The sequence below is a fragment of the Lacinutrix mariniflava genome (genome assembly GCF_001418015.1).
GTDB lineage: Bacteria > Bacteroidota > Bacteroidia > Flavobacteriales > Flavobacteriaceae > Lacinutrix > Lacinutrix mariniflava.
In genome coordinates, this window is sequence record NZ_LIQG01000015.1 from 104619 (window position 1) to 131310 (window position 26692).

Sequence of the window (26692 nt, forward strand, 5' to 3'; positions counted from 1 at the left end):
TAGAGAATAACACGTGATATAAAATAATAAATATAGGCATATGAAATATTTAAAAATAGTACTATTACTAATAGTTGTTGTTATAGTTTTTCAATTTTGTAAAGAAGTTGTTACCAATGAAGAGATAAAAATTAATGAAGATTGGAAATTTAGTAAAGTAGAAGAATCTAAAGATTTAGATAGTAAAATTCATACTGTAGATTTTAACGATTCGGCTTGGGAAACGGTTAGTTTACCACATACAGCTAATATTGAGCCTTTAACAGTAAACGACCAGTGGCAAGGCATATGTTGGTATCGTAAAACTATAACAATACCTAAGAGTGATAACGATAAAAAAGTGTTTTTAGAGCTTGAAGCTGCCATGAATTATTCTAAAATGTACATAAACGGAATAGAAGTAAATGAGCATCAAGGCGGTTATTTACCAGTTATTGTAGATATTTCAAAATACATAAAAGCTGGTGATAAAAATATAATTGCTGTACGTTTAGATAATACCGATAACTTAGTCACTGGGCCAAAACCATTAAATCGATTAGATTTTAATATGTATGGAGGTTTGTATAGAAAAGCCAATTTATTTACAAAAGAAAAAATCTATATTTCACATCCTGTGCTAGCCAATAAAGTTGCAGGTGGAGGTGTTTTTATTACCTATCCAAAAGTATCTAAAGCTGAATCTGTAGTTCATGTAAAAACACATTTAGTTAATGAATATAAAGATTCAAAATCTATTGAACTAGTTCAAACAGTTTTAAGAAACGGAAAAGTAGTGGAAGAGATAAAGTCTTCCGATGTGAGAATAGAAGGAGAAAAAGATATAGAATTATCAAAACAAATTACCATTGTAGATGCTAAATTATGGTCACCAAAACTGCCTAATTTATACAGTTTAGAAACCAAAGTACTTCAGGATGGCAAAATTATAGATCAACAAACTACGCGTTTTGGTATTAGAGAATTTACTTTTGATGATAAACATCAATTGTATATCAATGGAGAGAAAACGTTTTTAAGAGGTGTTAATCGTCATCAAGAATATCCATACATAGGCTACGCGCTATCAGACAATGCACAATATAGAGATGCTAAGAAAATAAAAGACGGAGGTTTCGATTATATCAGGTTATCACATTATCCACAGTCTCCAGCGTTTATGGATGCTTGCGATGAATTAGGATTAGTTGTTATAGATGCCATTATGGGTTGGCAATTTTATAATGATACCGAAGATTTTAGAAACTATTGTTATAAATCTGCAACAAACTTAATTAGAAGAGATAGAAATCATCCATCAGTTTTGGCTTGGGAAGTATCCTTAAACGAAACTAAGACAATGCCAGTTTATTTCATGGAAGAATTAAACAACATTACACATGCCGAATATCCAGGTAAGAATGTATATTCTTGTGGTTGGAAGGACGATGTTTACGATATTTATTTAGAAGCACGTCAGCATAGAATATTAAGGCCACATCCTTATAAAGAAAAACCAATTACAGTTTCAGAATATGGTGATTGGGAATACTACTCGAAAAATGCGGGTTTAAATCAAGATAAAATGCCTAAGGATATAAGAACAGAAAAGAGTAGTCGTCAAGCTCGTGGTTTTGGAGAAGAACGTATGATGCGTCAAGCCTACAATGTCCAAGAAGCGCATAACGATAATTTAAGTATGCGAGCGTATTCAGATAGTTATTGGGTAATGTACGATTATAACCGAGGTTACCACGATGATATCGAGCGTTCTGGTTTAATGGACTTATTTAGGTTACCAAAATTCGCCTATTATTTTTATCAAAGCCAGCGTGATATAGATGAATTAAAAGTTGTTGAATTAGCAACCTATTGGAATGATAAATCACCAACAGATATTATGGTGTATTCTAATGCAGATGAGGTAGCGTTGTATTTAAATGATGAATTAGTAGGAAAACAAAAGCCTAATGCTAATAAAAATACAACACATTTAAATCATCCACCTTTTACCTTCAGTCTAAAAACTTTTAAACCTGGAACTTTAAAAGCAGTAGGTTTAGTTGATGGGAAAGCAATAGGAGAAGACGTTGTTATAACGCCTCAAAAAGCAACGAAACTAAAAGTTTGGTTAGACGAAAGTGGTAAAGCTCCAACTGCAGGTCAAAGCGACACCATGTTTCTTTATGTTGCTGCAATTGATGATAACGATACAGTTAATCCAGAATTTTCTGAAACCATTACTTTAAGCATCAATGGTAATGTAAAAGTGATGAATCTTGATGCTGTTAAAGCAGAAGCAGGAATTGCATCAGCAATCTTACAATTAGGAAACACTAAAGAGGTTATTAGTGTATCTGCAAGTTCCGAATCGTTAAAAGGTAACTTAGAGTTTGAAGTAAAATAAGTTTTTTAATGTATTCAATAAATCAAACAATGCCGCGTATGGCTTGGTTTTAAATGTTAATTTACTGTTAAGGACATATAATTTACCCATATATACAAACACTTTATATAATTAACTGAAATTTAACCATTGTAACAAACCAATTTTAAACCTCTATGCAAAAAAATAGTTTCATATTATTTCTATTAGCACTATCCTTCTTAAATTTAGGATGCTTTAGTAAAGCAATGCCAAAAGCAGAAGTTGTTACGTTTGGTTTAGAAATTGCAGAAGATGCAACACCAGCATTAGTATCTAGAATATTAAAGGCTAACGATAATCCTATTTCAGAAATTACATTTGAAAAAGGAACATATCATTTTTATCCAGATAAAGGTTTCGAGAAGTTTAGTTATATCTCAAACCATGGAGATTTAATGATAAATACACCTTTTCCATTATTCAATATGGAAAACTTAACAATAGATGGACAAGGTTCTACTTTTATTTTCCATGGTGTTATCATTCCATTTTTAATTGAAGGTAGTAAAAATATTAGTGTAAAGAATGTGTCGATAGATTGGTTTCAGTCTTTTCATAGTGAAGGTTTAATTGTAGCTAATGATGCGAAAAATAAAACTTTCGATATGCAAATCGATGAGAAATATCCTTATTATATAACAAATGGTGAATTAATTTTTGTTAAAGAATACTATCAGCATACTATCGGACAATCTATTTTATACGATCCAGAAAGAAAGGCAATTGCTTTTAATACCGAAGCTTATACAAGTATTACAACTAAAAAGAAAGCAGATGTAAAACGTAACCTAAAAAATATAAGCTATAAGTATGAATACGATAGACGCGATGTTGGTTATAAAGATATAGGTGTCGAAAATCGTGTAACTGCCGAAGAATTAAAACCAGGCTTAATAAGAATTCACGGTCATACTAAAAAAATGCCACCAGTTGGTTTTGTCTTATCCATGAAAGGAGAACAAGGTTTAAATAGAGTAGCACCAGCATTTAGAGTAACACATACAAATGGTTTTAATGCCTTGAATGTAAATGTACATCATGCTGGAGGCATGGGAATTATAGCAGAAAACTCTTCAGATTTAATACTGGATAATTTTAATGTAACACCTTCTCAAGGACGCATGGTTTCTACCACTGCAGATGCTACACATTTTGTAGGTTGTAGTGGTAAAGTGATATTAAAAAATTGCACGTTCGAAAATCAACTAGACGATGCATCAAATATTCATGGCACGTATCAAAAAATTGTAGATGTTTTAGACGATTATAGAGTAGGAGTAAGAATGGGACATCATCAACAAAAGGCATTTGTTATTGGTCAACCAAATGATAATTTAGGTTTTGTAAGATTGAGTAATTCATTTTTCGCCTATCAAAAATCAACTATCAAAAGCATTGAATACATTAATAATAGATATCAAATTATTACATTAAATGAAAAATTGCCAGAAGATGTAAAACCAGGAGATTTAGTAGAAAATCTTGATGGTTATCCAGATTTATTAGTTCAAAATTGTAAAATAAGAAATAATAGAGCTAGAGGTTTGTTAATTTCTAATCCTGTAAATACGGTTATAGAAAACAATTTTTTTAGTACAGAAATGGAAGCCCTTTTAATACCTGTAGAAAGTGGTCATTGGTACGAATCTGGAAATGCAGCAAATGTTGTTATTAAAGGAAATACATTTCAAGACTGTCAACATGGAGGTAAAAATAGAGGTGTTATTCGTTTTGATACAGATGATGATAACAAAAATATAGCCTTTAAAAATATTGAAATTACTAACAATACTTTCAACCAATTCGATAATTTAATTTTAGAAGTAACCAATGTAGATGGATTAGTTTTTAAAGGAAACACGATTACTAATTCTGGTACATTTCCTCAGCTTCATCCCAATAATCCAGCAATAAGAGTTGAAGCATCAAAGAATATTACATTAGAAAATAACACGTATCAAGGAAAAGCAAAAGAAATCCTAGAGACAGACGAATCTTTAACTAGCTTAAACTTTAAATAGAATATATCAATCAAAACCAACCATATGAAAAGCAAAATATTAATCAAAAAACTAAATTTTATGAGATCTATTTCTCTACTACTGTTGATGACCTTAGGTGTGTCATTTTTTGGGTATGCTCAAGTAAGTGGTAAAATTACAGACGCATCAGATGGGATGCCTATTCCTGGTGTAACTGTAATTGTACAAGGTACAAATGTTGGGACTTCATCAAATTTTGATGGAGATTACACCATTGAAGCAAAAACAGGTGATGTTCTAAATTTTACATTTATCGGCTTAAAGTCACAAACTTTAATAGTAAGCTCTGCAACTGCTAATATTTCTATGGAAGAAGATGCAGAAAGCCTAGACGAAGTTATTGTAGTAGGATATGGATCGGTTAAAAAGAAAGAAGTTACTGGTGCTGTTAACAGAGTGAAAGCTAAAGATATTGAGCAATTTGTAACCTCAGATATAGCATCAAGATTACAAGGGCAAATTGCTGGTGTAAGTGTATCTGCTAGCTCTGGAGAACCTGGTGAAGCTTCAAATATTCAAATACGTGGTATTACTTCTTTAAGTGGAAGTAATACACCATTGTTTGTTGTTAATGGAATACCACAAATTGGAGATCCAGGATTATCGGCTAACGAAATAGAAACTATAGATGTACTTAAAGATGCAGCATCTACAGCTGTTTATGGGTCAAGAGGAGCAGCAGGTGTAATATTAATAACAACAAAGACTGGTAGAGATGGCGTAATGAGTGTGGATTTTGATTATACTGTGGGACAACAATTTCTTGGCGTTGGTACACCATTAATGAACACAGCAGATCAATTATTTTATGAGATTAATACAGCTAACTATTTTGGAGGTATTGATCCAGCGACAGTTAATAACCCAGAGTGGTTAGGTAACGATAATAATTTTGAGGATTATGTTTTAGTCGATGCTGCCGAAGTAAAAACGTATAATTTAAATTTATCTGGAGGTACAGAGAAATTCTCTTATAATGCTTCAGGAAGCTTGTATGATCAAGATGGTTCATTAGTCAATTCAAATTTTAAACGCTACAATGGACGTATTTCAGCACAGTACAATACTGATAAATGGAAAATTAATGGAAGTATAGCTACTACCAACGAAAATAGAAGAAGAGCAAGTGAAGGACTTATAGTAACTGCTAGTAGATACAGACCTTATTTTCCTGAAATTAATCCAGATGCCGATGTTGCAGTTGTAAATAGCTCTGGAGGAACTAGAACACCAGCAATAGCGTTAGGGCAAGCGCTTAAAAGAAAAGATGATAGTAATAGAGATAGAACGAATGTTAGTTTAGGAATTAGACGTAAACTAGTGGAGAATTTAGATTTTATAACCAATGTTGGTTCCTCAATTACAAATGATAGTAGAAGTATTTTTCGTCCAAAATTTGATTTATTTAATATTGATGATGGTACAACCGAATCAGATCCTACTTTAAATGGAGTAACAGAAACGGCAACAAGAACTACAAAGTTTAGTTGGGATGCTGGTCTAGATTTTAAGAAAGAATTTGGGAAGCACAGTGTTTCGGCTCAAGCAGTAGTTACATTAGAAGAAGATAATAATAAAACGTTTTTTGCTTCTATAAACGGTGTCTCAAATAATGCAATTACCGTTTTAAATGGTGGTACTTTGAATGAGAATGTAGGAAGTGGGTTTGATTATACAACTAAAAGAGTTGGTACTTTAGGAAGGATACAATACAATTACGATGGTAAATATATTATATCTGCATTAGCGAGACGTGATGGTTCATCAAGATTTGGTAGAGACTTTAGATGGGGAACATTCCCATCTGTAGCTGCTGCATGGAATGTATCTAGCGAACCATTTTGGGAGCCTTTAAAGAAAGTGGTTAATAAATTTAAATTACGTTTAAGTCACGGTCAAGTAGGTAACGATAGTTTTAGTGATTATGAGTTTGCAAGTACTATTGCACCATTTGCAGATTATATTTTTAGTGAAAATGATAGTTCTGTAGACTTTGGTTCTTCAATACGTTCTTATGCTAATAGAGATGTTAAATGGGAAACTTCAATATCCAATAATATAGGAGTTGATATTTCATTATTTAGAAATAAGGTGACCTTAACTGCAGATTACTATATAACTAAAAAAGAAGACATGTTATTTCCAGTAACACTTCCAGGTTCTTCAGGAGCGCTTTATGATCCAAGTCTAATATTAAATGTTGGTAATATGACTAACAAAGGTTTAGAGTTAGCAGCTAATTATAGAGCATCAATAGGAAAAAGTAAGTTTAGAATAGGTGCAACTTTTACTACTAACGATAATGAAATAACTAAAGTAGCTGGTGATGGTATAATTTATAATAGTAATTCATCATTAATTAGTGGTGATAGCGATTTATATGCAACAACTGTTATTGCGGAAGGTTATGAAGCAGGTGCATTTTTCTTACATGAAACATCTGGGACAATTAAAAATATAGCAGAAAGAGATCTCTATAGACAATTTCCTTCAAGAGCCAATGCAGAAGTTGGAGATTTAAGATATGTAGATTCTAATGGCGATGGAAATATAACAGCAGAAGATAGAACATACCATGGTAGTGGATTAGCAGATTTTGAATATGGAATTAATTTTAATTGGGATATTGGTAGATTCGATTTTTCAATGAATTGGTTTGGTACATCAGGAGCCGAGATTTTAAATGGTAATAAAGCAGCTATGTACGGTTGGCAACGTCATCAAGACCTAGTAAATCAATGGACACCAGATAATCCTACGTCTAATATTCCTTCGTTTCAAGGTCGAGGTAGAGAACATCCAAACTATGCAGGAACTACAGATTACTGGTTAGAAGATGGAGACTATTTAAGATTGAAACAAGTAACTTTAGGTTACTCTCTTCCTGAAGAAGCATGCGATAAAATAGGATTGACTAAATTAAAAGTCTATTTAAGCGGGCAAAACCCAATTACTATTACTGGTTACGATGGTTATGATCCAGAAGTAGGTGGTAACAACGTAGCAAGAAGAGGTATCGATCAATCAAGATATCCAATTTCGTCAACTTATAGTTTAGGAGTTAAACTTTCTTTTTAATCAAAAAAACTTAGAAAAATGAAAACATATTTAATAAAAATAGTAGCATTTGTTTTTTGCCTAGCAATAGTACAATCATGCGAAGATTATCTTGAAGAGACGAACCCAAATGAAATTTCGGCAGACACCTTTTTTCAAAATTTAGACGAGTCAGAAACAGTATTAACTTCAGTTTATGGAGCCATGTTAAATACTTGGATTGTATCTGCTAGAGAAGAATCTTGGCGATCAGATATGGCCTTTCCAGGGATTAGATCTGGAAATATTAGAGCTGATGCATTAAATATTTATGAGCACGTTATTAATGAAGATAATGATTTTATAAATCAACGTTGGGATGCGTTGTATCAAGTAATATGGAGAGCCAATCAAGTTATGGATGGTTTAAATAGTATGGGTGAAGATTTACAAGCAGCAGACCGTTGGACAGAACAAATGGCTCAAGCTCGATTTTTTAGAGGCTTAGCTCACTTTTATTTACATGCATTATATAATGAAGGAAGTATAGTAATAAGAGACGTTATACCAGCAACACAAGCAGATTTTTCTAAACCATTAAGTACTTCAGAAGAAGTAATGACATTTTTTAGAGACGATTTAGTATTTGCTTACCAAAATTTACCAAACACATTTCCTCAGAAAACAAGAGTAACAGCAGGTACAGCAGCTACTATTTTGGGAACAAGTTATTTATATTCAGCATCTCAAAACCCAGCAGATTATCAAATAGCAAAAACGTATTTCGATGATGTAATTAATGGGCCTTATGGTTATGCTTTAGTTCAAGACGCTAGTCTTATGTTTACAGAAGCTGGAGATTTTAATTCTGAATCTATTTTAGAAATTAATTATACTGTAGATCAGCAATTGGAAGAATCGCAGTTTGATGAAGAAAGTTTTAATATGAGAAATGGTAGATTCTCTGCGCCACAAGATGCAGGAGGTTCTAGTTTTAATCAACAATTTACAGCAGCGGCATGGTTGATTCATGCTTATGCTAACGAGCCATTAAACATGTCTGATCCAAGAAATACAGTAATTGATAGAGAAACATCTTTACCAAGAGCTAGAGGTGTATCACTTAGATCTTCTGCAATGATAGCAGTCGTTAACGATCAAGACACAGAGTACTACCTACAACCATCTGCAGCTATAGCGCAAAATTTTGGTAGCTCGCAAAGAAAATATGGTTATTTTAAAAAATATACTAATCATGATATTGCAGCTAACGAAAATGATACAGGAGAAACAAGTTGGAAGTCTGGTAAAAATGTAATCATGAATCGTTTAGCAGATGTCTATTTAATGTACGCAGAAGCTGTACTAAAAGGAGACAATAATATAAGTGGAGCAATCGATCTAATAAACCCTATTCGCCAACGTTGGGGATTACAATTACTAGATGCTAATGTAAGTTTAGCAGATGGTACACCATACACAGAAGATTCTCTTATGGATCATTTAATGTATGTAGAGCGTCCATTAGAATTATCTGTAGAAGGTGTTTCAACTAGAATTGTAGATTTAAGACGTTGGAACGTTGCTAGTGATAGATTTAACAATTTATCTACACAATCGTTTTACGTAATAGGTTATGATTATTATGACGACGAAACATCTAGTACATTATCAAGAAGTAGTTCTTTAGTACAAGCAGGTGTGAGTCCAGATTCAACAGAAGATCCACAATTGGTACAAGAATATACAGGAGCTGCACAGTTTTATACTAATGGATATTTTCCAATACCAACAAGTGAAACATTAAGTAACAATTCAGTTTCAAACTAATTTTAAAAAGAAGAAAGATGAAAAAAATATTTATTATTTCGGCATTGATACTGGCGTTTATAGTTAGTTGTGAAAAGGATGATTATGAAGCACCTTATGGCGATTTTTCAAGTCTATTATGGACTACAACTCAAGGTTTTGAAGAATCTGATTACGTTTCAGCTTTAAACGATTATGTGGGATTTAGGGATGTGTCTAAAAATGCATTAACGCATAGTTGGCATATACCATCAGGTACAAATTTATTAAATGGAGATTTTGATGCAGAGCAAGATACAATTTATACAGATTTTATATCTTCTGCAGGACCATTAGCATCTAGTCAAAATCATATTAATGTTATTTTTAGACAACCAGGAGTTAAAGAAATAGAGCTAAGAAACACCTTTAGAGATTCTGTTGCAGAATCTGTTTTTAGTGATGGTGTATGGAAAGTAAATAAAGTGTTTACAGTAACGGTTTTCGACGACATTAAACCTATGTTTAAAGTTATGAAAGGTACAGATGAAATACTTTCAATAAGTGAAGCAGATATGCCTAGTGAAGCTAATGCTGCGTCATGGCCAAGCATAACGTTAGAAGCTGGAGAACAATTGACTTATATAGATTTAACAATAACAGGAGATCCTGATGCTAGAACTTGGAACTTTAATGGAGGATCTATGGATACTAGTGGTGGAGAGTCTGTAAACTTATCATACAATGGATTAGGTAACTATACTGCAGGTAGCATAACTTCAAAAAGAACAGATAACGCTAAACCAGATGGTGAAGCTACTAAATTAATTCCTCTTAAAATAGAAGTTATACCATCTACACAACCTTTTGTATTAAATACAGATATAACAGAATCATCAATAGAAGTTCTTTCTTTCAAAGTCACAGGAGAAATTGCAACATTGTCAAGTGAAGAAGGTAATTTTGTAGTAAATGTTATAAATACTGAAACAGGTTTTAATCAAAACATTCCTGTTCAATCTGCAACAGTTAATAATGATGATGCTACGCAAATCGATTTAGTGTTATCAGAACCAATATTCAATTCTGATGAAATCACTGTTACTTACACAGCTGGAAATATAGTGTCTGTAGATTCAAGGGTTTTAGAAAGTTTTGGACCAGAAATGGTAGAGATGCTGGTTGAAGGTGTTTTGAACCCTGAAACTTTAGGCTATGAAGTTCCATGGAATACTGAAGGTAATCAATTTACTAAGGCAAATACAGAAGGATATCTTGCTGTTCATAATGCAGATAATGCTGCAGGACCAGTATATTATTTTAGAGATGAATCTATGGCTTTTGATGGTAATAGCTCTATGAAGTTTGAAACACCAGATACAGGTATTCCTAATAATGCTAGATTAAGAGCTTTCAGTTTTGTGGATTTAAACGGAGTTGCATTGGGTGATGGTATTACTGAAGTAACCTACATGCCAACAGTATGGGTGTTTATGGAAGTTGGTAATACTATGACAAATATCCAGTATAATTTACAAGGTGGTCCTGTTCTTAATTTTGACCTTAGTACAACTCCTAGAGGAGAATGGGTTAGAGTAGAGCTTCCATTAGAAACGACTACAGGTATAGATTCTGGTAGGATAGATCTTAACATAAGAAATGCTAGTCAAAATGATACTCAAGTTCAAAAAATGTGGATAGATAAGTTCGATTTCTTAATTATAGAGCCAAGATTATAATTTTGTGTATTAAAAAAACAGATGTAAAAGGACGGAATACCATGTCTTTTTTATATTAACGTCAATAAAGGTGTTGGAATATGACAATAAGAAATAATATTTTTAAGATAGTATTAGTAGTTTCAGTAGTGTTATTTAATAACTGTAAATCTGATAAAAACAAAGAAGAAGTAAAGCAGGTTGAAAAAGTAAGCGCTATTAATAAACCAAACATTATAGTCATCTATTTAGACGATTTAGGTTATGGAGATTTAAGCGCTTATGGCGCTACAGAATTACAAACTCCAAACATAGATGCTATAGCTTCTGGAGGTGTAAAATTTACTAATGGTTATGCATCCTCAGCAACATGTACGCCAAGTAGATATGCAATACTTACTGGTATGTATCCTTGGAGAAATAAGAAAGCAAAAATCCTTCCAGGAACCGCTCCTTTGTTAATTAGTACAGAGCAACAAACAGTACCAAAAATGTTAAAAAGTCAAGGTTATGATACTGCAATTGTTGGTAAATGGCATTTAGGTTTAGGAACCGGAGTTGTAAATTGGAACGCGCGTGTTTCTCCAGGACCTAATGAGGTTGGTTTTGATGAATCTTACATTTTAGCAGCAACACAAGATCGTGTACCAACAGTTTATATAGATAATGGAAATGTAGTTGGTTTAGATAAAAACGACCCTATTTCTGTGAGTTACAAAGAGAACTTTGAAGGAGAGCCAACTGCGGTTTCTAATCCTGAAATGGTAGATATGAAATGGCATCATGGCCATAATAACAGTATTGTAAACGGTATTGGTCGTATTGGTTATATGAAAGGTGGAGAAGCTGCTAAATGGACAGATACAGATATGGCAGACCATTTTTTAGTAAAGGCTCAAGATTACGTAAAAACACATAAGGATAAACCATTTTTTCTATACTATGCAATGCAACAACCACACGTACCAAGAACACCACATCCTAGATTTGCTGGTAAATCGGGATTAGGACCAAGAGGTGATGTGATTTTAGAAGCAGATTGGTGTATTGGTGAATTTATGAAAACCTTAAAAGATGAAGGCCTTTTAGAAAATACATTAATTGTCTTTTCTAGCGATAATGGACCAGTACTTAACGACGGTTATTATGATGATGCAGTAGAAAAAACAGGAAAGCACGATCCTAGTGGTGGATTAAGAGGAGGTAAGTATAGTATTTTTGAAGCAGGTACGCGTGTACCATTTATAACGTATTGGAAAGGGAAAATTAATCCAGGTGTTTCTGACGCTGTTGTTTGTCAGATGGATTTATTAGCTTCTTTAGCTAAGTTAGTTGGTACAGAAGATACAACAACAGATAGTAAAGATTTTCTAAGTGTTTTAATGGGAGAATCTAAAATAGGAAGAGAAAACCTAATTATTGAAGCCACAGGAAAAACAGCATTACGTCATGGAGATTGGTTAATGATTCCGCCTTATAAAGGCAAGAATTTTAGAGAAAAAGTTGGGATAGAAGTGGGTAATTTACCAGAATTTCAATTATATAATTTAAAAGAAGATGCAGGCCAACAAAATAATTTAGCAAAATCAAATCCTGAAAAATTAGAAGAATTACTTCAAATATTTGAATCCTTAAGAGGTGAAGGATATGATAGAAATGTAAAGGAAGTTATCTTTAGATAAAAACAAAAAAAACACTCAATTCTACTTATAGAATTGAGTGTTTTTAATTAAAAGAATTTTAAGCTATTGCTATAAAAGTAAAAGAGCTATTATTTTTGAGATAGCATGTCTACTGTAGCCACAGTTCTAAAACCAATATGGTCCGATCCAGAATCTGGACTCATTCCCATTTTTGACGAAATTCTAAAACTTGCACAATAAGAAGCATTACATAAAAAAGAACCGCCTTTAATAACATACTCAGTAACAAAAGGATTAGTTGCTGTATATGTTTTTGAAGCTCCTTTAGGATTATCTAAAATTTCATTATCTGTTAAGGTTTTATAATAATTAGTATTGAAAAAATCACTAGTTATTTCCCAAACATTTCCAGACATATCATATAAACCAATCGAATTAGGATCATAAGATTTTACTGGAGATATATATTTAAATCCGTCAATAGGATTATTTATAGTTGGAAATGTACCTTGCCAAGTGTTTGCATTTTTATTTAATAACTGTGGATCGTCTCCCCAAGTAAAAATAGCATCTGTATTTTTTCCTTGTGCCGCAGACTCCCATTCAGCTTCTGTTGGTAGACGTCTATTTGCCCATTTGCAATACGTTAGTGCATCTTCGTAGGCTACATGGACTACTGGGTAATTATCTTGTCCTTTTATAGAAGAATCAGGACCTTGCGGGTGTTTCCAATTGGCTCCAATTTTCCATGTCCACCATTGCCCATAGTTTTGCATGTTTACTACAGCATTTACATCTTTATTAAAAATAAGACTACCAGGTTGTAGTATAGAATCATGTGGTTTTGGAGTGTTTTCTGGTAATTGTGTTTTCATTTCCTCCCAATCAATTTCACGCTCTGCAACAGTTAGATAGTTTGTAGCATCAACAAAAGCTTTAAATTGTTTGTTGGTTACTTCCGTAACATCAATAAAAAAACCATCAACTTTTACATTATGAGATGGTTTTTCTCTTGGCATTGCATATTGATCGGAATCTTTACCTCCTTGCAAAAATATTTTTTCTTGCACCCATAACATTCCCTCAGGAGTTTTAACTGTAGCTTCCGTAGGAGCAGCATCTTTAGTTGTTGTAACTATTACTTTCTCTTTTTTAATGGTTTTAGTGTCTTCTTTGCAGCCTATTAATAATAGAATGAAAATAAATAAGAAAGGGTTTAATGCTTTTTTCAATGTTTATGTTTTTGTATTATAATAAATCTTTTAATCTATTAGCAGCTTGTTCTGCCGTTATATCTCTTTGAGGTGAACCAAACATTTCGTAACCTACCATAAATTTCTTTACAGTTGCGCTTCTTAATAAAGGTGGATAAAAACTCATATGCCAATGCCAATGGTTGTTTGCTTCTCCATTTGTTGGAGATTGGTGTATACCACTAGAATATGGAAAAGAACATTCAAATAATTTATCGTAAGCTACTGTAATTTTAGAAATGGCATCAGCAAAAGCCAAACTTTCTTCATTAGATAGTTCTGCAATATTCCTTTTTTGTGTTTTTGGAACAATCATAGTTTCAAAAGGCCATACAGCCCAAAAAGGTGTTAATACTACAAAATGGTCGTTTTGATAAATAATACGCTCGTTAGCTTCTAATTCTTGTTTTAAATAATCGCCTAATAAACTGCTGTTATTTTTACTAAAATATGCTTTTTGGTGTTGGTCTTTTTTATCAACTTCATTTGGTAATGTAGACTGACTCCATATTTGACCATGTGGATGTGGATTACTACACCCCATTACAGATCCTTTATTTTCAAAAATCTGAACATAGTTAATCATGTCGTTAGACCCTAACTCGGTATATTCTTTTTGCCAAGTTTTTACAACTTTATCAATGTCTTTAACTTCCATATCTGCTAAACTCTTAGAGTGATCTGGACTAAAACAGATAACTTTACAGATACCTTGCTCACTTTCAGCTCTAAATAAACCTTCGTTTACAGCAAATTTTGGAGAGGTTGTTTGTAAGGCAGCAAAATCGTTAGTAAAGACAAAGACGTCTTCATATTTTGGGTTTTCTTCTCCATTAATTCTAGTATTTCCTGCGCATAAGTAGCAACTTGGATCGTGTGCTGGACGTTTTTCGTTGGACACATCTTCATTTTGTCCTTGCCACGGTCTTTTAGCTCTATGTGGTGAAACTAAAACCCATTCTCCCGTAAGTATATTAAATCGCTTATGCGAATAGTCTTGCAAATTTGTATCCATCTTAGTTGTTTTCTTTTTTAACAATTTGTGTTCCTCTTGATAGTTTTACACTGTAAACGGAACAATCATATTCGAATGTTGCTCTAAATCTTTTAGAGACCTCTTTTTTAAATTTTTTGAACTCGTCTTTTTTCACCAAGTTAATAGTACAGCCACCAAAACCGCCACCCATCATTCTAGCACCAAGAACATTAGTGTTTTCTTTGGCTCTGTCCACAAGGAAATCTAATTCTTTACAGCTTACTTTGTAGTTTGTACTTAAACCTTCATGAGATTGATATAATAAATTTCCTAAAGCTTCTATATCATCTTTTTTTATTGCTTCAGAAAACTGTTTTACACGATTATTTTCATTAATCACGTACAATGCTTTTTGATAGTCTTCCTCTGAAATATCTGTTTTAATTCTATCTAAATCTTCTTTCGAAGCATCTCTTAAGGCATCAAGATGTAATAATTCAGAAACTCTTTCACAGACTTTGCGTCTATCATTATAGGCACTTTCAGATAAATCGTGCTTAACATTACTATTAATAAGCATTAATTTATAATCTTTAAAATCTATTTTAAAAGGTTCAGATTCTACTGTTCTGCAATCTAATAGCAATGCACTTTTTTTAATACCAAACATACTTGCGTATTGGTCCATGATGCCACATTTTACGCCAGCAAAATTGTGTTCGGCTTTTTGGGATACTAATATCATTTGGTGTTTAGTTAAGCCTAAATCAAACAAATCATTCAATCCATATACAAAACTATTTTCTAAGGCAGCAGAGGATGACATACCGGCTCCTCCAGGAATATTACCTGCAAAAACGCTATCAAAGTTTCCAATTTGTTTGCCTAGCATTTGTAATTCAGCAACAACACCAATAACATAATTTCTCCAACCTCCATCTACTAAAGGTTTAATTTTTGAAGTATCAAATGCGTAAATTTCTTCTTTATTTAATGCATAAACGCTACTAACATTAGATGTGCTTTTGCTTATTGCAAGTGCTATACCTTTATTAATTGCAGCAGGAAATGCGAAGCCATCATTATAATCTGTATGTTCTCCAATAAGATTAATTCTACCTGGTGAAAATACAATAAGAGGTTTTGTTCTAAAGTGCTCTTTAAAACTCTGCTTTACTTCTTTAACTAATTTCTTATTCATTATTTCGCAAAATATATATAGATTCCTAAAACAACTGTACAAATAACAATGGCCATTGGTTTTAAAAACTTCCAAGGTGTAATATCAACTTCTTCTGAATACTCTAATATAAATTCTTCTTTTCTAGGTGAAATTTTACCAATTATTAGCATTATTATAATATTCAATACAAATAAAATTGCCATAATATGAAGGAAATGTGGGTACGTATTTCCCGTTACTATTTCAACGCCATCAACCATTTCTACAACATTAAAGGTAGGTTTTATTAAGAACTGACTAATAGAATAAAGAATAACACCAGAAAATAAACCAACTTTCGCAGCTATAGCAGGTACAAATTTTGTAGTGTAACCAACAACAACTATTGTTAAAATTGGAATAGAGTAAGTACCATTAATTTCTTGCAAGTATTCAAAAACACTTCCAGCATTTGCAATAAAAGGCGCTACCATCATAGCTAATATGGCTAGAAAAATGCCAAAAGTTTTACCTGCCTTTACTATTTGTTTTTCTGTAGCTTCTTTATTTATATATTCATTATAAATATCGATACCAAATAACGTCACACAACTGTTTAATGCAGAGTTAAAAGAACTTAAAATGGCTCCAAATAAAACAGCAGCAAAAAAACCAACTAATGGTTTAGGTAACACTTCTGCTACTAAAGCAGCGTATGCTAAATCCGGTTTTTCTAAGCTTCCGTTAAAAATATAAAAAGCAATAACGCCGGGTAGTACTAAAATTAAAGGACCTAATATTTTTAAAAAAGCACCATACACTAGTCCTTTTTGTCCTTCGGCTAAATTTTTAGCACCAAGAGCACGTTGTATAATTGCTTGATTAGTTCCCCAATAAAATAAATTTACTAATAACATACCAGTAAATAGGGTACTTAATGGGACATAAGAATCTTCCGATCCAGTAGAATCGAATTTTTCTGGATGCGCACTGACCAAAGTATCTATACCAAGAAACATATCGCCATCTCCAATATAACACAATCCAAAATATGGAATCATTAAACCACCAATAATTAAACCTACTGCGTTAATGGAGTCTGAAATTGCAACTGCTTTTAATCCTCCAAAAACAGCATAAATAGATCCTATTACACCAATAGCAATAACTGTTAACCACAACGATGCACCTTTGGATATACCAAATACTTCAGGGATATCAAACATTGTATTTATTGCCAATGCTCCTGTATATAAAACTACAGGTAAAAAGATGGTAACATAACCAGATAAGAAAAGCCCAGAAACAATTGCTTTTGTAGTTTTATCATATCTGCTTGCAAGAAACTGTGGTATTGTTGTAATTCCTCCTTTTAGATAACGTGGTAACAAGAACATAGCTATAATTACCATTGTAATTGCGGCTATGGTTTCCCATGCCATTACTAATATTCCTTGTTCATATGCCTGACCGTTTAAACCTATAATTTGCTCTGTAGATAAATTAGTTAATAGTAACGAGCCTGCTATTACTATACCTGTTAGGCTTCGTCCTCCTAAAAAATAACCATCAGAGGAGCTTTCGTCTGTATTTCTAGTTTTTAGATAAGATATTACGGCTACAAGAACAGTAAATCCAAAAAATGTTAAGAATTGCATAATTTGTTAGTTTAGTTAGTATTATGTTTTATTTTTTTGTGGGATCAATAATTAAGTTCCATTCAACTTTATATTTGTTTTTTGGTTCGAGTATCTGTAATCCTATTTTATTATTAAAATTATCAGCAGCACCAGTCATAGGTTCTATAGCAATAACATTAGTATCTTCCGGTGTGTAAACTTGTAAAAAGGTGTCTTTTGAAGACGTTTTTATTTTAAAACTGTATTCCGGTGTAATAAGCTCAACTTTATTAGATTCAAGAGGATAGCCATCATCTAATTTTGTGTTTTTAAGATTATAAGGTAGGCTAAAATCTAAATCTTTAGTACCAGTAATAATTTGTTGTTCATCAAAAGTATATTTCAGTTTACTTTTAAAATTGATACTACTTTTAGCTAAGTCTGAACTCAAAAAATATGGATGCCAACCTAAAGCAAAAGGGAACGCTTTTTCGTCTTCATTTATAATTTTCACTATTAAATCAAGCCCGTTTTTATTTAAAGTATAAGTTAATTGTAAGTTGAATTTATAGGGAAATCCTTCATTTAATCCTTTGTTTTTATATTGTATGGTAATTGAGGCATGGTTAGGAGTTATTTCTTTTTTTATAGAACTAAAAGTTTTATTGAAAACCAAACCGTGTAATGCATTATTTTTATCTACTTCGTTACACTCTAATTGATAGTTTTTATTATTAAAACTATACTTGCCATCCTTAATGCGATTTGCAAATGGAAATAGGATAGAAGAGGCGTAATTATTTTTATAAGATGAAGGTTTATAGTCTGCAAGCAATTTAATATTATTAAATAAAAATGTACTTAAACGTCCACCTTGGGTAAGGCAAATACTTGCTTTTGAAGCATTGTCTGGGCTGGTAAGCTCTATAAAACTTAAATTATTGTTTTCTATGTGCGTTATTGTGTACAAATTTTTATAGAGATTTTCTTAAGATTAAACTATTTGGATTTTCGACTTGCGCAAATTCATTTTTTAAAATCATTTCTGCCAAACGTTGACCCATAAGGTTAAAGTTGGTCGAAATTGTTGTAATACCACCTTCTACTATTTCTTTTAAAAGCGTATCATTATAAGATATTATACCAATATCTTTTGCTAAAATTAATTGCTTTTCTTTAATGCTTTTAATTATTCTAATTAAGTTTTTATCATCTAAAATGATGTATAATTCTTTGTCAGATAATACTCTATCATTTAAAGTATCTATAATCTCATTTTTAATATTATGGTGAGTACAAAATAGATTAAAACCATCTAAAAGCCCTTTTGGTTGGCGAGAGGCACTATACAATAGAATTACCTTTTTATATTTTTTTATTTTATCTAAACCAGATTCAAGTCCTTGGTAAATATCTTTCTTGAAATTTTGATGTATTGAAGGATATTTTAATAATTCCTTGTGTGTTTGGTCTAAAATATAAACTTTATCTTTTGGAAGCCTATCTATAATGTTTTCTGTTTCTTTAAGATTTGCAGGCATAATTATATAATGACTATAATCTCCAACATTATCATTAATAAGTTTATTAAACACATCATAATTAAAATGGTGAAAGAAAATATCAACTTGAACATTTTTTCCCATACCAGTTAGGAAAGCATTGTATAGATCTTCTTTAAAAGAATTAAACTCATCAAACAATAAAAATACTTTCTGATTTATGTCTATATCTACACTATTTACATAATAGCCTTTACCTACTATAGACTGTATTATTCCTCGTGTTTTTAACTCGTTAAAAGCTGTAAGCACGGTGTCTCTTGATAGAGAGTGTTGGTTTTTAATGCTATTTAAAGAAGGTAGTTTATCGCCTTTTTTTATGGTACCATTTATTATAGCATCTTCTATAGAAGCTACAATTTGTTTGTACTTAGGTATACCCGACTTTTCTTTAATTGTTACAATTCCCATTAGTCAAATATATAAATATTTTTTCAATAAACAAACTGGTAGGTACTAGTACGTTTATTTCAATAAAAATTATTAATTTAGCAATCTATAGAGATTATATAATCGATTTATTATGAAAAATAAAATTATTGTAACAGGAGGTTGTGGGTATATTGGTTCTCACACAGCTATTGAATTAATAGAAAGTGGTTTTGAAGTTGTGATTTTTGATGATTTATCAAATTCTACTGAAAAGACAATTTCTAGAATCCATAAAATTACAGGTGTAAAGCCAACCTTTATTAAGGTAGATTTAAAAAATCAAGAAGATACAAGTAAAGCCTTTGAGGCTCATAAAGATACTTTGGGAGTTATACATTTTGCAGCACATAAAGCAGTTGGAGAATCTGTAGAAAAACCATTGATGTATTATAAGAATAATTTATATTCTTTATTAAATGTATTAGAATCTCAGAATAAAAATAATATAAATAATTTTATTTTCTCTTCATCTGCAACAGTATATGGGACACCAAATACATTGCCTATTACAGAAAACAACGAAACACAACGTCCATTTTCACCTTATGGTAATACTAAAAAAATAGCAGAAGAAATTTTAGATGACTTCACTAAATCGAGTCAAGATTTTTCTGCTATATCACTTCGGTATTTTAATCCTATTGGAGCTCATGAATCTGGTGAAATAGGAGAGTTGCCTAATGGGATTCCTAATAACTTGATGCCTTATATTACACAAACCGCAGCCGGAGTTAGAGATAAATTAATGGTTTATGGAAACGATTATCCTACAAAAGATGGTACACCAATTAGAGATTATATTCATGTTGTAGATTTAGCTAAAGCACACGTTTTAGCTGTAAAACGTTTACTTGAAAAAGAGCAAGAAACTGCTCTTGAATATTTTAATTTAGGAACAGGATTAGGATATTCAGTTTTAGATGTAATAAAAACCTTTGAAAAAGTTACAAACTCAAAACTTAATTACGAAATAACAGACAGGCGTGATGGAGATGTACCACAACTATATGCTTCAACGGATTTGGCTAAAGAAAAGTTAGGTTGGTCTGCAGATAGAGCACTTGAAGACATGATTAGCTCTTCATGGACATGGGAACAGAATCTTAGAAATGAAACTAAATAAACTATTATGATGCAATCAAGAACCACACTTTCGGAAATGTCTAAGGCATTAAATTTATCTATTTCTACAGTATCAAAATCTTTATCTGACAGCTCAGAAATTAGTAAACCTACTAAAGATCGAGTTAGAGATTTTGCTAAAAAATGTAATTATATTCCTAATAGTTTTGCAGCTAGTTTTAGAAAAGGTTATACCAATACTATTGGACTTGTAATACCTAATATAATAAATCCATTTTATGCTAATGTTTTATCTGGTATCGAAAAACAATTGGATAAAAACGGTTATAAACTAATTACTTCTATTTCTTACGAATCTTTAGAAAAAGAGTCTAAGAGTCTTAAAAATATGTCTGCTGGTTACATAGATGGTCTTATTATTTGTCCATCTAAAGAAGCTGAGATTAAGAATGATTACAGCCATATAAACTCGTTATTAGATCAAGGTATTCCTGTTGTAACATTCGATAGAATTTGTGAAGGAATAGATTGTGATAGAGTAATTATTGATGATTATAAAACCTCTTATGCTACGACTAAACATTTAATTGAGGTAAAAGGATGTAAGAATATTATAATGGCTTCCCTTATTGATGGCTTGCAGCATGGGAAGTTAAGAGCCAAAGGTTTTAATGATGCTATAAAGGAGCATAATATAAATAGTACTAGTGTAATAGCGGATAGTACTAAGGATTTAAAGAAAAAAATAAAAGCTCTTCTTAAAAACGATATTAGTGTCGATGGTGTATTTGGAGTAACAGAGCAAGCAGTTGTCCAGGCTATGCATGTTATTAGAGACTTAAAACCAAAACCATTAAATAATAAAATTGCTATGGCAGGTTTTTGTAACCAAGATCAAGCTGACTATAACCCATCTTTAATAGTTGTAAATCAGAATGCTGAAGAAATAGGAATCGAGGCTGCGAAATTAGCACTTGAGAGAATAAAGAAAGAAGATAAAAAAACTTTTTTCACTAAGACTATTGCAGCTTGTTTTTTGTAAACAAGAACTACTAATATCTAAATATTTATTCAATTTAATATTAAACAACAAGTTGAAAACATTTTACAACAGGATAAGTGTAAGGAAATTTTCAATAAAACCTAAAAAATGGTTTAATATTCCATAATAAAGTTTCGGTCTGGTGCCTTAAACTTTAGTTTTTCTATTTAAATCTTGTATTAGATTGCCTGCTAATTTTTATTATGCAAATGAGCTTTCTGATTTATTTTGATTATTCTTTTGCCATTCTTAATCTTAAAGCATTCATATCTTCACTTACTTTTTTATCAATTATTTTAGCATAATGTTGTGTCGTTCTTAATGATTTATGACCAAGCATTTTGCTTACCGACTCTATAGGAACACCATTGGTTAAGGTAACTGTCGTAGCAAATGTATGCCGTGCTAAATGAAAGGTAAGATTTTTATTTATTTTACATAAATCTGCAATCTCTTTTAAATAAGCGTTCGTTTTTTGATTACTTAAAACAGGAAGTAATAGTCCTCTATTTAAACTGCTTGGATGTTTTTTATACTTTTCAAGTATTTCCAATGGTATAGCCAAAATAGGTATATTGCTTCTGGTATCAGTTTTAGACCTTTTCGTTTTTATCCATTGCTCTCCATCAATGCCTGTAGTAATATCGTTTTTAGAAAGTTTCTTCACATCAGCGTATGCCAAGCCTGTAAAACAACAGAAAATGAAAACATCTTTTACTTGGTCTAGTCTAGGCATTACAAACTCGTGTTCCATAATTTTTTGAATTTCTTCTTTAGATAAAAATTCTCTCTCTACTATTCTAAGTTTAGATTTCCAATGAAGAAATGGGTCTTTTTCAATCCAATCATTTGCATGTGCAATGCGTATTATTTTTTTAAAGTTGGTTACATACTTGACAGCGGAATTATGAGAACACTTGCGCGTTGTTTTAAGATAGTATTCTAATCCTGTTATGAACTGATGATTTACATCTTGGACGGGAATATCCTTTTTCTTGTATTTCGTTCTTATAAATTCAGCAACGTGTTTTTTACATGTTCGATAGCGTTCTGAAGTTCCTTTAGCAAAACCATTACCAATTAGACTTTCTACTTTATTATTATGATCTTGAAAAATTTCTAAGACCATCTTTTGTGTTTTGCCTTTACCCAAGAGCACATCACGAATATTTGTAGCCGAATACAATTTGCTCTCACGTTCAAAATTTTGTTGAATTGAATAAACCTTATTCTTAATTAGACTTAATTGTCTGTTGATTTCTCGAGCTTCTATCGAATTCCCAATTGCAAGTTGATTTTGTGAATTCCAATCGTTAATATGGATTTTTCTATGAATACTAAATTCAGACCTTCGCTTGTCAAGAGTTATTCTCAAATAGATGTTTGTTTTTCCAAGCGAATCGGCTTTGCTTTTTTTGATGTAAAATAGAAGAGATAGAGAAAGTGGCATCTTGAAATATATTTATTTACTTAAATATAGGTAAAATAAATAAATTCAACAATGAGTTAATTATCTTATATTCAGTTGGTTAAAATTATTGGTGGAACTTTTGTTAAAGAATTTAGTGACACCGAATTAGCCCCTTTTAATTTGTGTTTAAATGCTATTATCTGGCATTTAATAAAATTAAAAACCCCATAAACATAGTGTTTATAGGGTTTTGTTAGAATTTAATAAATTCTAAGCGGAGAGTAAGGGATTCGAACCCCTGGAGGTATGACCCTCAACAGTTTTCAAGACTGCCGCATTCGACCACTCTGCCAACTCTCCAAAGTGTCTATCCAAGCTAATGCCTGAATGCGGGTGCAAATATAGAAACCTTTTTCATTGTTTTCAAATAAAAAACGTGTTTTTTTAAAAATTTATCCTAAAATTGAAATTGGCTTCATTTGTGCGTTGACTGCCACGAACTTAAAGAAACCAGTAACAGTTAATTCTCTATCATAATTTTGCATGTGCTCCATATAAATATCTACTTTTACGGTACAACTTGTATTTCCTACTTTATGAATTCGAGCAACAAGCTCTATAATTGTTCCTTCTGGGATTGGTTTTTCGAAATCTATCTTATCTGTAGATATTGTGACCACTTTTTTTCTACTAAATCTAGTAGCGCAAATAAATGAAGCTTCATCCATCATAAGTAAAGCTGTACCTCCAAATAATGTGTTATAGTGATTTGTTGTGTTTGGAAAAATTGCCTTGAATATTCTTGTTTCAGACTCATTAATTAATTCTTCGGTAGATTTCATATTTATATCAGTATCATTTTTATTTATTATACTTTGTCGTCTTTATTGCGAATGTAATTCTATTTTTGCATAAAATTATTATACAATTCTATGAACGTAATTGAAGCATTAAATTGGCGTTATGCAACAAAATCTTTTGATAAGGACAAACAGATTTCTAAAGAGAAATTAGAGGTTATTATGAATGCTTTTAATTTAACAGCAACTTCATACGGATTACAGCCTTTAAAACTATTGGTCATTGAAAATAAGAAGTTGCAAGAGGATTTGGTTTCTTGTTCAATGAATCAATTACAAGTTGCTCAAGCTTCTCAGGTTTTAGTGATTTGTATTGAGACTATAGTTGATACTGCTTATATAGAAAACTATTTTAGATTAGTAAAGTCTATTCGAAATACACCTGATGCCATTTTAAATCCTTTTAAAAATTTTTTAATTGATGATTTTGAAAGTAAATCGAAAAATGAAATAAAAGAATGGTCTATAAAACAGGCATACATTGCATTAGGCAATTTGATGACTGTATGTGCTTTAGAAGAAATTGATGCTTGTCCGATGGAAGGTTTTGATTCCGAAAAGTATGATGCACTTTTAAATTTAAAAGATAAGGGATTACAATCTGTTTTAGTTTTACCTATAGGTTATAGGGCGGCAGATGACTTTATGGCTGAACTGAAGAAGGTTCGAAAAGATTTGAATGATAGCGTTATTGTAATGTAATACAATATATTGGCAAGGTAATTGTTATATCTTATATTTGTATTCAATCGTAATTTTAAGTCTTGTGTTTTTATGAAAAAAATATTTTTTTTATTCTTTCTATGTATTTCGTTAATTGGTTTTTCTCAAGATGTAGAGGAGGAGTCAAACCTTAATTGGTTAACAGATTTTGATTTAGCAAAAGCAGAGTCAGTTTCATCCAAAAAGCCAATACTCATCTATTTTACGGGAAGTGATTGGTGTGGTCCTTGTAAGATGCTAAAAAAGGATTTTTTTAATACAGAAGCTTTTGAAACCAAAGCAGAAAATTTTGTATTGATAAAGGTAGATATGCCTAGGAGAAATGATATTATTACACCAGAGCAAAAAAAGAAAAATAAAGTATTAGTAAAGAAATATAATCAAAAAGGTGGATATCCTAATTTAGTTGCGTTAAACAGTAATTTAAATGTTATTGGTGAACTATCTGGTTATACTTTTTTAAGAGAAACAGATAGACATTTTACGTTTATTGATTCACTTATAGAGTAATATTTAAGAAATTGAACTCTTTAGAAAAAGCCTTTTAAACTTTAGTTTTTGAGGCTTTTTTTATTTTAGAAATTGAGGTATTTTTGTAAAACTAAAAAAAATATATAAGTATGCCAGGATTTGAACGCTTTGGAGATTTAGAAAGAGAAGAATTACAAGATGTATTGGACAATGGTGTTTTAATGCGTTATGGTTTTGATGGCATGCGAAATGGACATTGGAAAGCGAAAGCATTAGAGAGTGAATTAGAAAAAACATTAGAATGTGATTACGTTCAATTGGTTTCTAACGGAACATCTGCTGTTTCTGTAGCATTAGCGAGTGCTGGAGTTGGAGCAGGAGATGAAGTTATTATGCCTACATTTACTTTTGTTGCTAGTTTTGAAGCTATTCTATTATTAGGAGCAATTCCTGTTTTGGTTGATATTGATGATACTTTAGGTTTAGATGCTAAAGCGGTTGAAGCTGCTATTACACCTAAAACGAAAGCCGTAATGGTTGTACAAATGTGCGGAAGCATGGCTTATATGAATGCATTAGTACAAGTGTGTGATAAACATAATTTACTTTTAGTTGAAGATGCTTGTCAAGCTATTGGAGGACGTTATAATAATAAACCATTAGGAAGCATTGGTGATTTAGGTTGTTTTTCTTTCGATTTTGTTAAGACAGTTACCTGTGGAGAAGGTGGTGCTGTGATAACGAATAATAAAGAGTATTACACTAATGCAGATCATTTTAGTGATCATGGTCATGATCATCAAGGAAATGATAGAGGTGCTGAGACGCATCCGTTTTTAGGATATAATTTTAGAATTTCAGAATTGCATGCAGCTGTTGGTTTGGCGCAAATAAAGCGTTTACCAGAGTTTTTAGCTGTTCAGAAAAAAAACTATACCATTATAAGAGAGGTTTTATCTGAAATTTCTGAAGTAACTTTTAGAACTGTACCAGAAGGAGGAGAGGAAAGTTATGCTTTTTTAAATTTCTTTTTGCCAGATTTAGAAACTGCCAGAAAAGCAATAGATGGTTTTAAAGAAAATGGAGTAGATGTATGCTGGAATTATTACGATAACAATTGGCATTATGTTAGAAAATGGAATCATTTAAAGGATGCTAAGTCTTTGTTTCCTTTATCTAAAGAGATTAAGGATGCTTTAAGTTTGTTAAGTGAAAAAACGTTTACTCAAAGTGATCACTTTATAGGTAGAAATATTTCATGTTTAATTAAATTATCATGGACTGAAGAAGAAGTTAAAAGTCGTGCAGAAAAAATGAAAGAAGCCATTTTAGATTCACTTTAAAAAAACAAAAAATATTTATTAAATCCCTTTTAGGTTATGACTTAAAAGGGATTTTTTTGTTTAAAAAATAAATTAAAAATAAAAGTTAACCTTTTGGTTTTTGAGCTATTAATAAGAAATG

The 26692-nt window shown here is 31.6% G+C and carries 19 protein-coding genes and 1 tRNA gene; 11 read left to right on the forward strand and 9 right to left on the reverse strand.

Going from position 1 to position 26692, the window contains the following annotated elements; genetic code table 11:
• Positions 1 to 40 precede the first annotated feature (40 nt).
• The 6 genes from ASC44_RS00550 to ASC44_RS00575 all read left to right on the forward strand — a co-directional run bounded on the left by ASC44_RS00550 (position 41) and on the right by ASC44_RS00575 (position 12673).
• On the forward strand, positions 41 to 2386 hold the full coding sequence (locus ASC44_RS00550; RefSeq protein ID WP_055436933.1) for a glycoside hydrolase family 2 protein: 2346 nt from the start codon (positions 41 to 43) through the stop codon (positions 2384 to 2386).
• Between the two features lie 155 nt (positions 2387 to 2541).
• Complete coding sequence (locus ASC44_RS00555; RefSeq protein ID WP_055445675.1) at positions 2542 to 4428, forward strand: alpha-1,3-galactosidase-related protein; 1887 nt, start codon at positions 2542 to 2544, stop codon at positions 4426 to 4428.
• Between the two features lie 60 nt (positions 4429 to 4488).
• Entirely contained in the window at positions 4489 to 7527 is a 3039-nt protein-coding gene (locus ASC44_RS00560) for a SusC/RagA family TonB-linked outer membrane protein (protein ID WP_241491379.1), read from the forward strand.
• Between the two features lie 18 nt (positions 7528 to 7545).
• Positions 7546 to 9315, forward strand: coding sequence for a RagB/SusD family nutrient uptake outer membrane protein (locus ASC44_RS00565; protein ID WP_055445677.1), 1770 nt, complete (start codon positions 7546 to 7548; stop codon positions 9313 to 9315).
• A 17-nt stretch (positions 9316 to 9332) separates the two neighbouring features.
• Positions 9333 to 11012 (forward strand): hypothetical protein, encoded by a 1680-nt coding sequence (locus ASC44_RS00570; protein ID WP_055445678.1) that lies wholly within the window; start codon positions 9333 to 9335, stop codon positions 11010 to 11012.
• Positions 11013 to 11092: 80 nt separating this feature from the next.
• Positions 11093 to 12673 (forward strand): sulfatase family protein, encoded by a 1581-nt coding sequence (locus ASC44_RS00575; RefSeq protein WP_055445679.1) that lies wholly within the window; start codon positions 11093 to 11095, stop codon positions 12671 to 12673.
• A gap of 89 nt (positions 12674 to 12762) precedes the next feature.
• Here the strand turns inward: ASC44_RS00575 and ASC44_RS00580 are convergent, their stop codons facing one another.
• The 6 genes from ASC44_RS00580 to ASC44_RS00605 are packed head-to-tail and all read right to left on the reverse strand — an operon-like array spanning position 12763 to position 19617.
• Positions 12763 to 13866: a formylglycine-generating enzyme family protein gene (locus ASC44_RS00580; RefSeq protein WP_055445680.1), complete on the reverse strand. Its 1104-nt coding sequence runs from the start codon at positions 13864 to 13866 to the stop codon at positions 12763 to 12765.
• A gap of 16 nt (positions 13867 to 13882) precedes the next feature.
• On the reverse strand, positions 13883 to 14902 hold the full coding sequence (locus tag ASC44_RS00585; RefSeq protein ID WP_055445795.1) for a UDP-glucose--hexose-1-phosphate uridylyltransferase: 1020 nt from the start codon (positions 14900 to 14902) through the stop codon (positions 13883 to 13885).
• 1 nt (position 14903) lies between these two features.
• The gene (gene galK, locus ASC44_RS00590; RefSeq protein WP_055445681.1) at positions 14904 to 16064 is read right to left on the reverse strand and encodes a galactokinase; all 1161 of its coding nucleotides are present in this window, start codon (positions 16062 to 16064) and stop codon (positions 14904 to 14906) included.
• Positions 16064 to 17683 carry a solute:sodium symporter family transporter gene (locus tag ASC44_RS00595; RefSeq protein WP_055436941.1) on the reverse strand — a complete coding sequence of 540 codons (1620 nt, stop codon included), beginning with the start codon at positions 17681 to 17683 and terminating at the stop codon, positions 16064 to 16066. The genes galK and ASC44_RS00595 overlap by 1 nt, the downstream gene beginning before the upstream one ends.
• A gap of 28 nt (positions 17684 to 17711) precedes the next feature.
• Positions 17712 to 18614 carry an aldose 1-epimerase gene (locus ASC44_RS00600; RefSeq protein ID WP_055445682.1) on the reverse strand — a complete coding sequence of 301 codons (903 nt, stop codon included), beginning with the start codon at positions 18612 to 18614 and terminating at the stop codon, positions 17712 to 17714.
• A 4-nt stretch (positions 18615 to 18618) separates the two neighbouring features.
• Positions 18619 to 19617 carry a GntR family transcriptional regulator gene (locus ASC44_RS00605; RefSeq protein ID WP_055445683.1) on the reverse strand — a complete coding sequence of 333 codons (999 nt, stop codon included), beginning with the start codon at positions 19615 to 19617 and terminating at the stop codon, positions 18619 to 18621.
• Between the two features lie 112 nt (positions 19618 to 19729).
• On the opposite strand from ASC44_RS00605, the gene galE reads away from it, so the two are divergent.
• Complete coding sequence (galE, locus tag ASC44_RS00610) at positions 19730 to 20761, forward strand: UDP-glucose 4-epimerase GalE (RefSeq protein WP_055445684.1); 1032 nt, start codon at positions 19730 to 19732, stop codon at positions 20759 to 20761.
• A gap of 6 nt (positions 20762 to 20767) precedes the next feature.
• Positions 20768 to 21763: a LacI family DNA-binding transcriptional regulator gene (locus ASC44_RS00615; RefSeq protein ID WP_055445685.1), complete on the forward strand. Its 996-nt coding sequence runs from the start codon at positions 20768 to 20770 to the stop codon at positions 21761 to 21763.
• Between the two features lie 232 nt (positions 21764 to 21995).
• Here the strand turns inward: ASC44_RS00615 and ASC44_RS00620 are convergent, their stop codons facing one another.
• From ASC44_RS00620 to ASC44_RS00630, 3 genes are all read right to left on the reverse strand, one after another.
• On the reverse strand, positions 21996 to 23213 hold the full coding sequence (locus tag ASC44_RS00620; RefSeq protein WP_055445686.1) for a site-specific integrase: 1218 nt from the start codon (positions 23211 to 23213) through the stop codon (positions 21996 to 21998).
• A 236-nt stretch (positions 23214 to 23449) separates the two neighbouring features.
• A tRNA-Ser gene (locus ASC44_RS00625) sits at positions 23450 to 23534 on the reverse strand.
• A gap of 92 nt (positions 23535 to 23626) precedes the next feature.
• The gene (locus ASC44_RS00630) at positions 23627 to 24016 is read right to left on the reverse strand and encodes an acyl-CoA thioesterase (protein WP_055445687.1); all 390 of its coding nucleotides are present in this window, start codon (positions 24014 to 24016) and stop codon (positions 23627 to 23629) included.
• Between the two features lie 90 nt (positions 24017 to 24106).
• On the opposite strand from ASC44_RS00630, the gene ASC44_RS00635 reads away from it, so the two are divergent.
• From ASC44_RS00635 to ASC44_RS00645, 3 genes are all read left to right on the forward strand, one after another.
• Positions 24107 to 24736 carry an NAD(P)H-dependent oxidoreductase gene (locus ASC44_RS00635; protein ID WP_055445688.1) on the forward strand — a complete coding sequence of 210 codons (630 nt, stop codon included), beginning with the start codon at positions 24107 to 24109 and terminating at the stop codon, positions 24734 to 24736.
• Between the two features lie 72 nt (positions 24737 to 24808).
• Positions 24809 to 25267 carry a thioredoxin family protein gene (locus tag ASC44_RS00640; RefSeq protein WP_055445689.1) on the forward strand — a complete coding sequence of 153 codons (459 nt, stop codon included), beginning with the start codon at positions 24809 to 24811 and terminating at the stop codon, positions 25265 to 25267.
• A 110-nt stretch (positions 25268 to 25377) separates the two neighbouring features.
• Positions 25378 to 26571 carry a DegT/DnrJ/EryC1/StrS family aminotransferase gene (locus ASC44_RS00645; protein ID WP_055445690.1) on the forward strand — a complete coding sequence of 398 codons (1194 nt, stop codon included), beginning with the start codon at positions 25378 to 25380 and terminating at the stop codon, positions 26569 to 26571.
• Positions 26572 to 26692: the final 121 nt, after the last annotated feature.

What these genes read in the sequence shown, in the direction of transcription:
- ASC44_RS00630 (WP_055445687.1), bottom strand. Translation starts at nt 24,016, where the DNA reads ATGAAATCTACCGAAGAATTAATTAATGAGTCTGAAACAAGAATATTC.
- ASC44_RS00615 (WP_055445685.1), top strand. Translation starts at nt 20,768, where the DNA reads ATGATGCAATCAAGAACCACACTTTCGGAAATGTCTAAGGCATTAAAT.
- ASC44_RS00640 (WP_055445689.1), top strand. Translation starts at nt 24,809, where the DNA reads ATGAAAAAAATATTTTTTTTATTCTTTCTATGTATTTCGTTAATTGGT.
- ASC44_RS00605 (WP_055445683.1), bottom strand. Translation starts at nt 19,617, where the DNA reads ATGGGAATTGTAACAATTAAAGAAAAGTCGGGTATACCTAAGTACAAA.
- ASC44_RS00645 (WP_055445690.1), top strand. Translation starts at nt 25,378, where the DNA reads ATGCCAGGATTTGAACGCTTTGGAGATTTAGAAAGAGAAGAATTACAA.
- ASC44_RS00550 (WP_055436933.1), top strand. Translation starts at nt 41, where the DNA reads ATGAAATATTTAAAAATAGTACTATTACTAATAGTTGTTGTTATAGTT.
- ASC44_RS00620 (WP_055445686.1), bottom strand. Translation starts at nt 23,213, where the DNA reads ATGCCACTTTCTCTATCTCTTCTATTTTACATCAAAAAAAGCAAAGCC.
- ASC44_RS00575 (WP_055445679.1), top strand. Translation starts at nt 11,093, where the DNA reads ATGACAATAAGAAATAATATTTTTAAGATAGTATTAGTAGTTTCAGTA.
- ASC44_RS00565 (WP_055445677.1), top strand. Translation starts at nt 7,546, where the DNA reads ATGAAAACATATTTAATAAAAATAGTAGCATTTGTTTTTTGCCTAGCA.
- galE (WP_055445684.1), top strand. Translation starts at nt 19,730, where the DNA reads ATGAAAAATAAAATTATTGTAACAGGAGGTTGTGGGTATATTGGTTCT.
- galK (WP_055445681.1), bottom strand. Translation starts at nt 16,064, where the DNA reads ATGAATAAGAAATTAGTTAAAGAAGTAAAGCAGAGTTTTAAAGAGCAC.
- ASC44_RS00595 (WP_055436941.1), bottom strand. Translation starts at nt 17,683, where the DNA reads ATGCAATTCTTAACATTTTTTGGATTTACTGTTCTTGTAGCCGTAATA.
- ASC44_RS00560 (WP_241491379.1), top strand. Translation starts at nt 4,489, where the DNA reads ATGAGATCTATTTCTCTACTACTGTTGATGACCTTAGGTGTGTCATTT.
- ASC44_RS00555 (WP_055445675.1), top strand. Translation starts at nt 2,542, where the DNA reads ATGCAAAAAAATAGTTTCATATTATTTCTATTAGCACTATCCTTCTTA.
- ASC44_RS00585 (WP_055445795.1), bottom strand. Translation starts at nt 14,902, where the DNA reads ATGGATACAAATTTGCAAGACTATTCGCATAAGCGATTTAATATACTT.
- ASC44_RS00570 (WP_055445678.1), top strand. Translation starts at nt 9,333, where the DNA reads ATGAAAAAAATATTTATTATTTCGGCATTGATACTGGCGTTTATAGTT.
- ASC44_RS00635 (WP_055445688.1), top strand. Translation starts at nt 24,107, where the DNA reads ATGAACGTAATTGAAGCATTAAATTGGCGTTATGCAACAAAATCTTTT.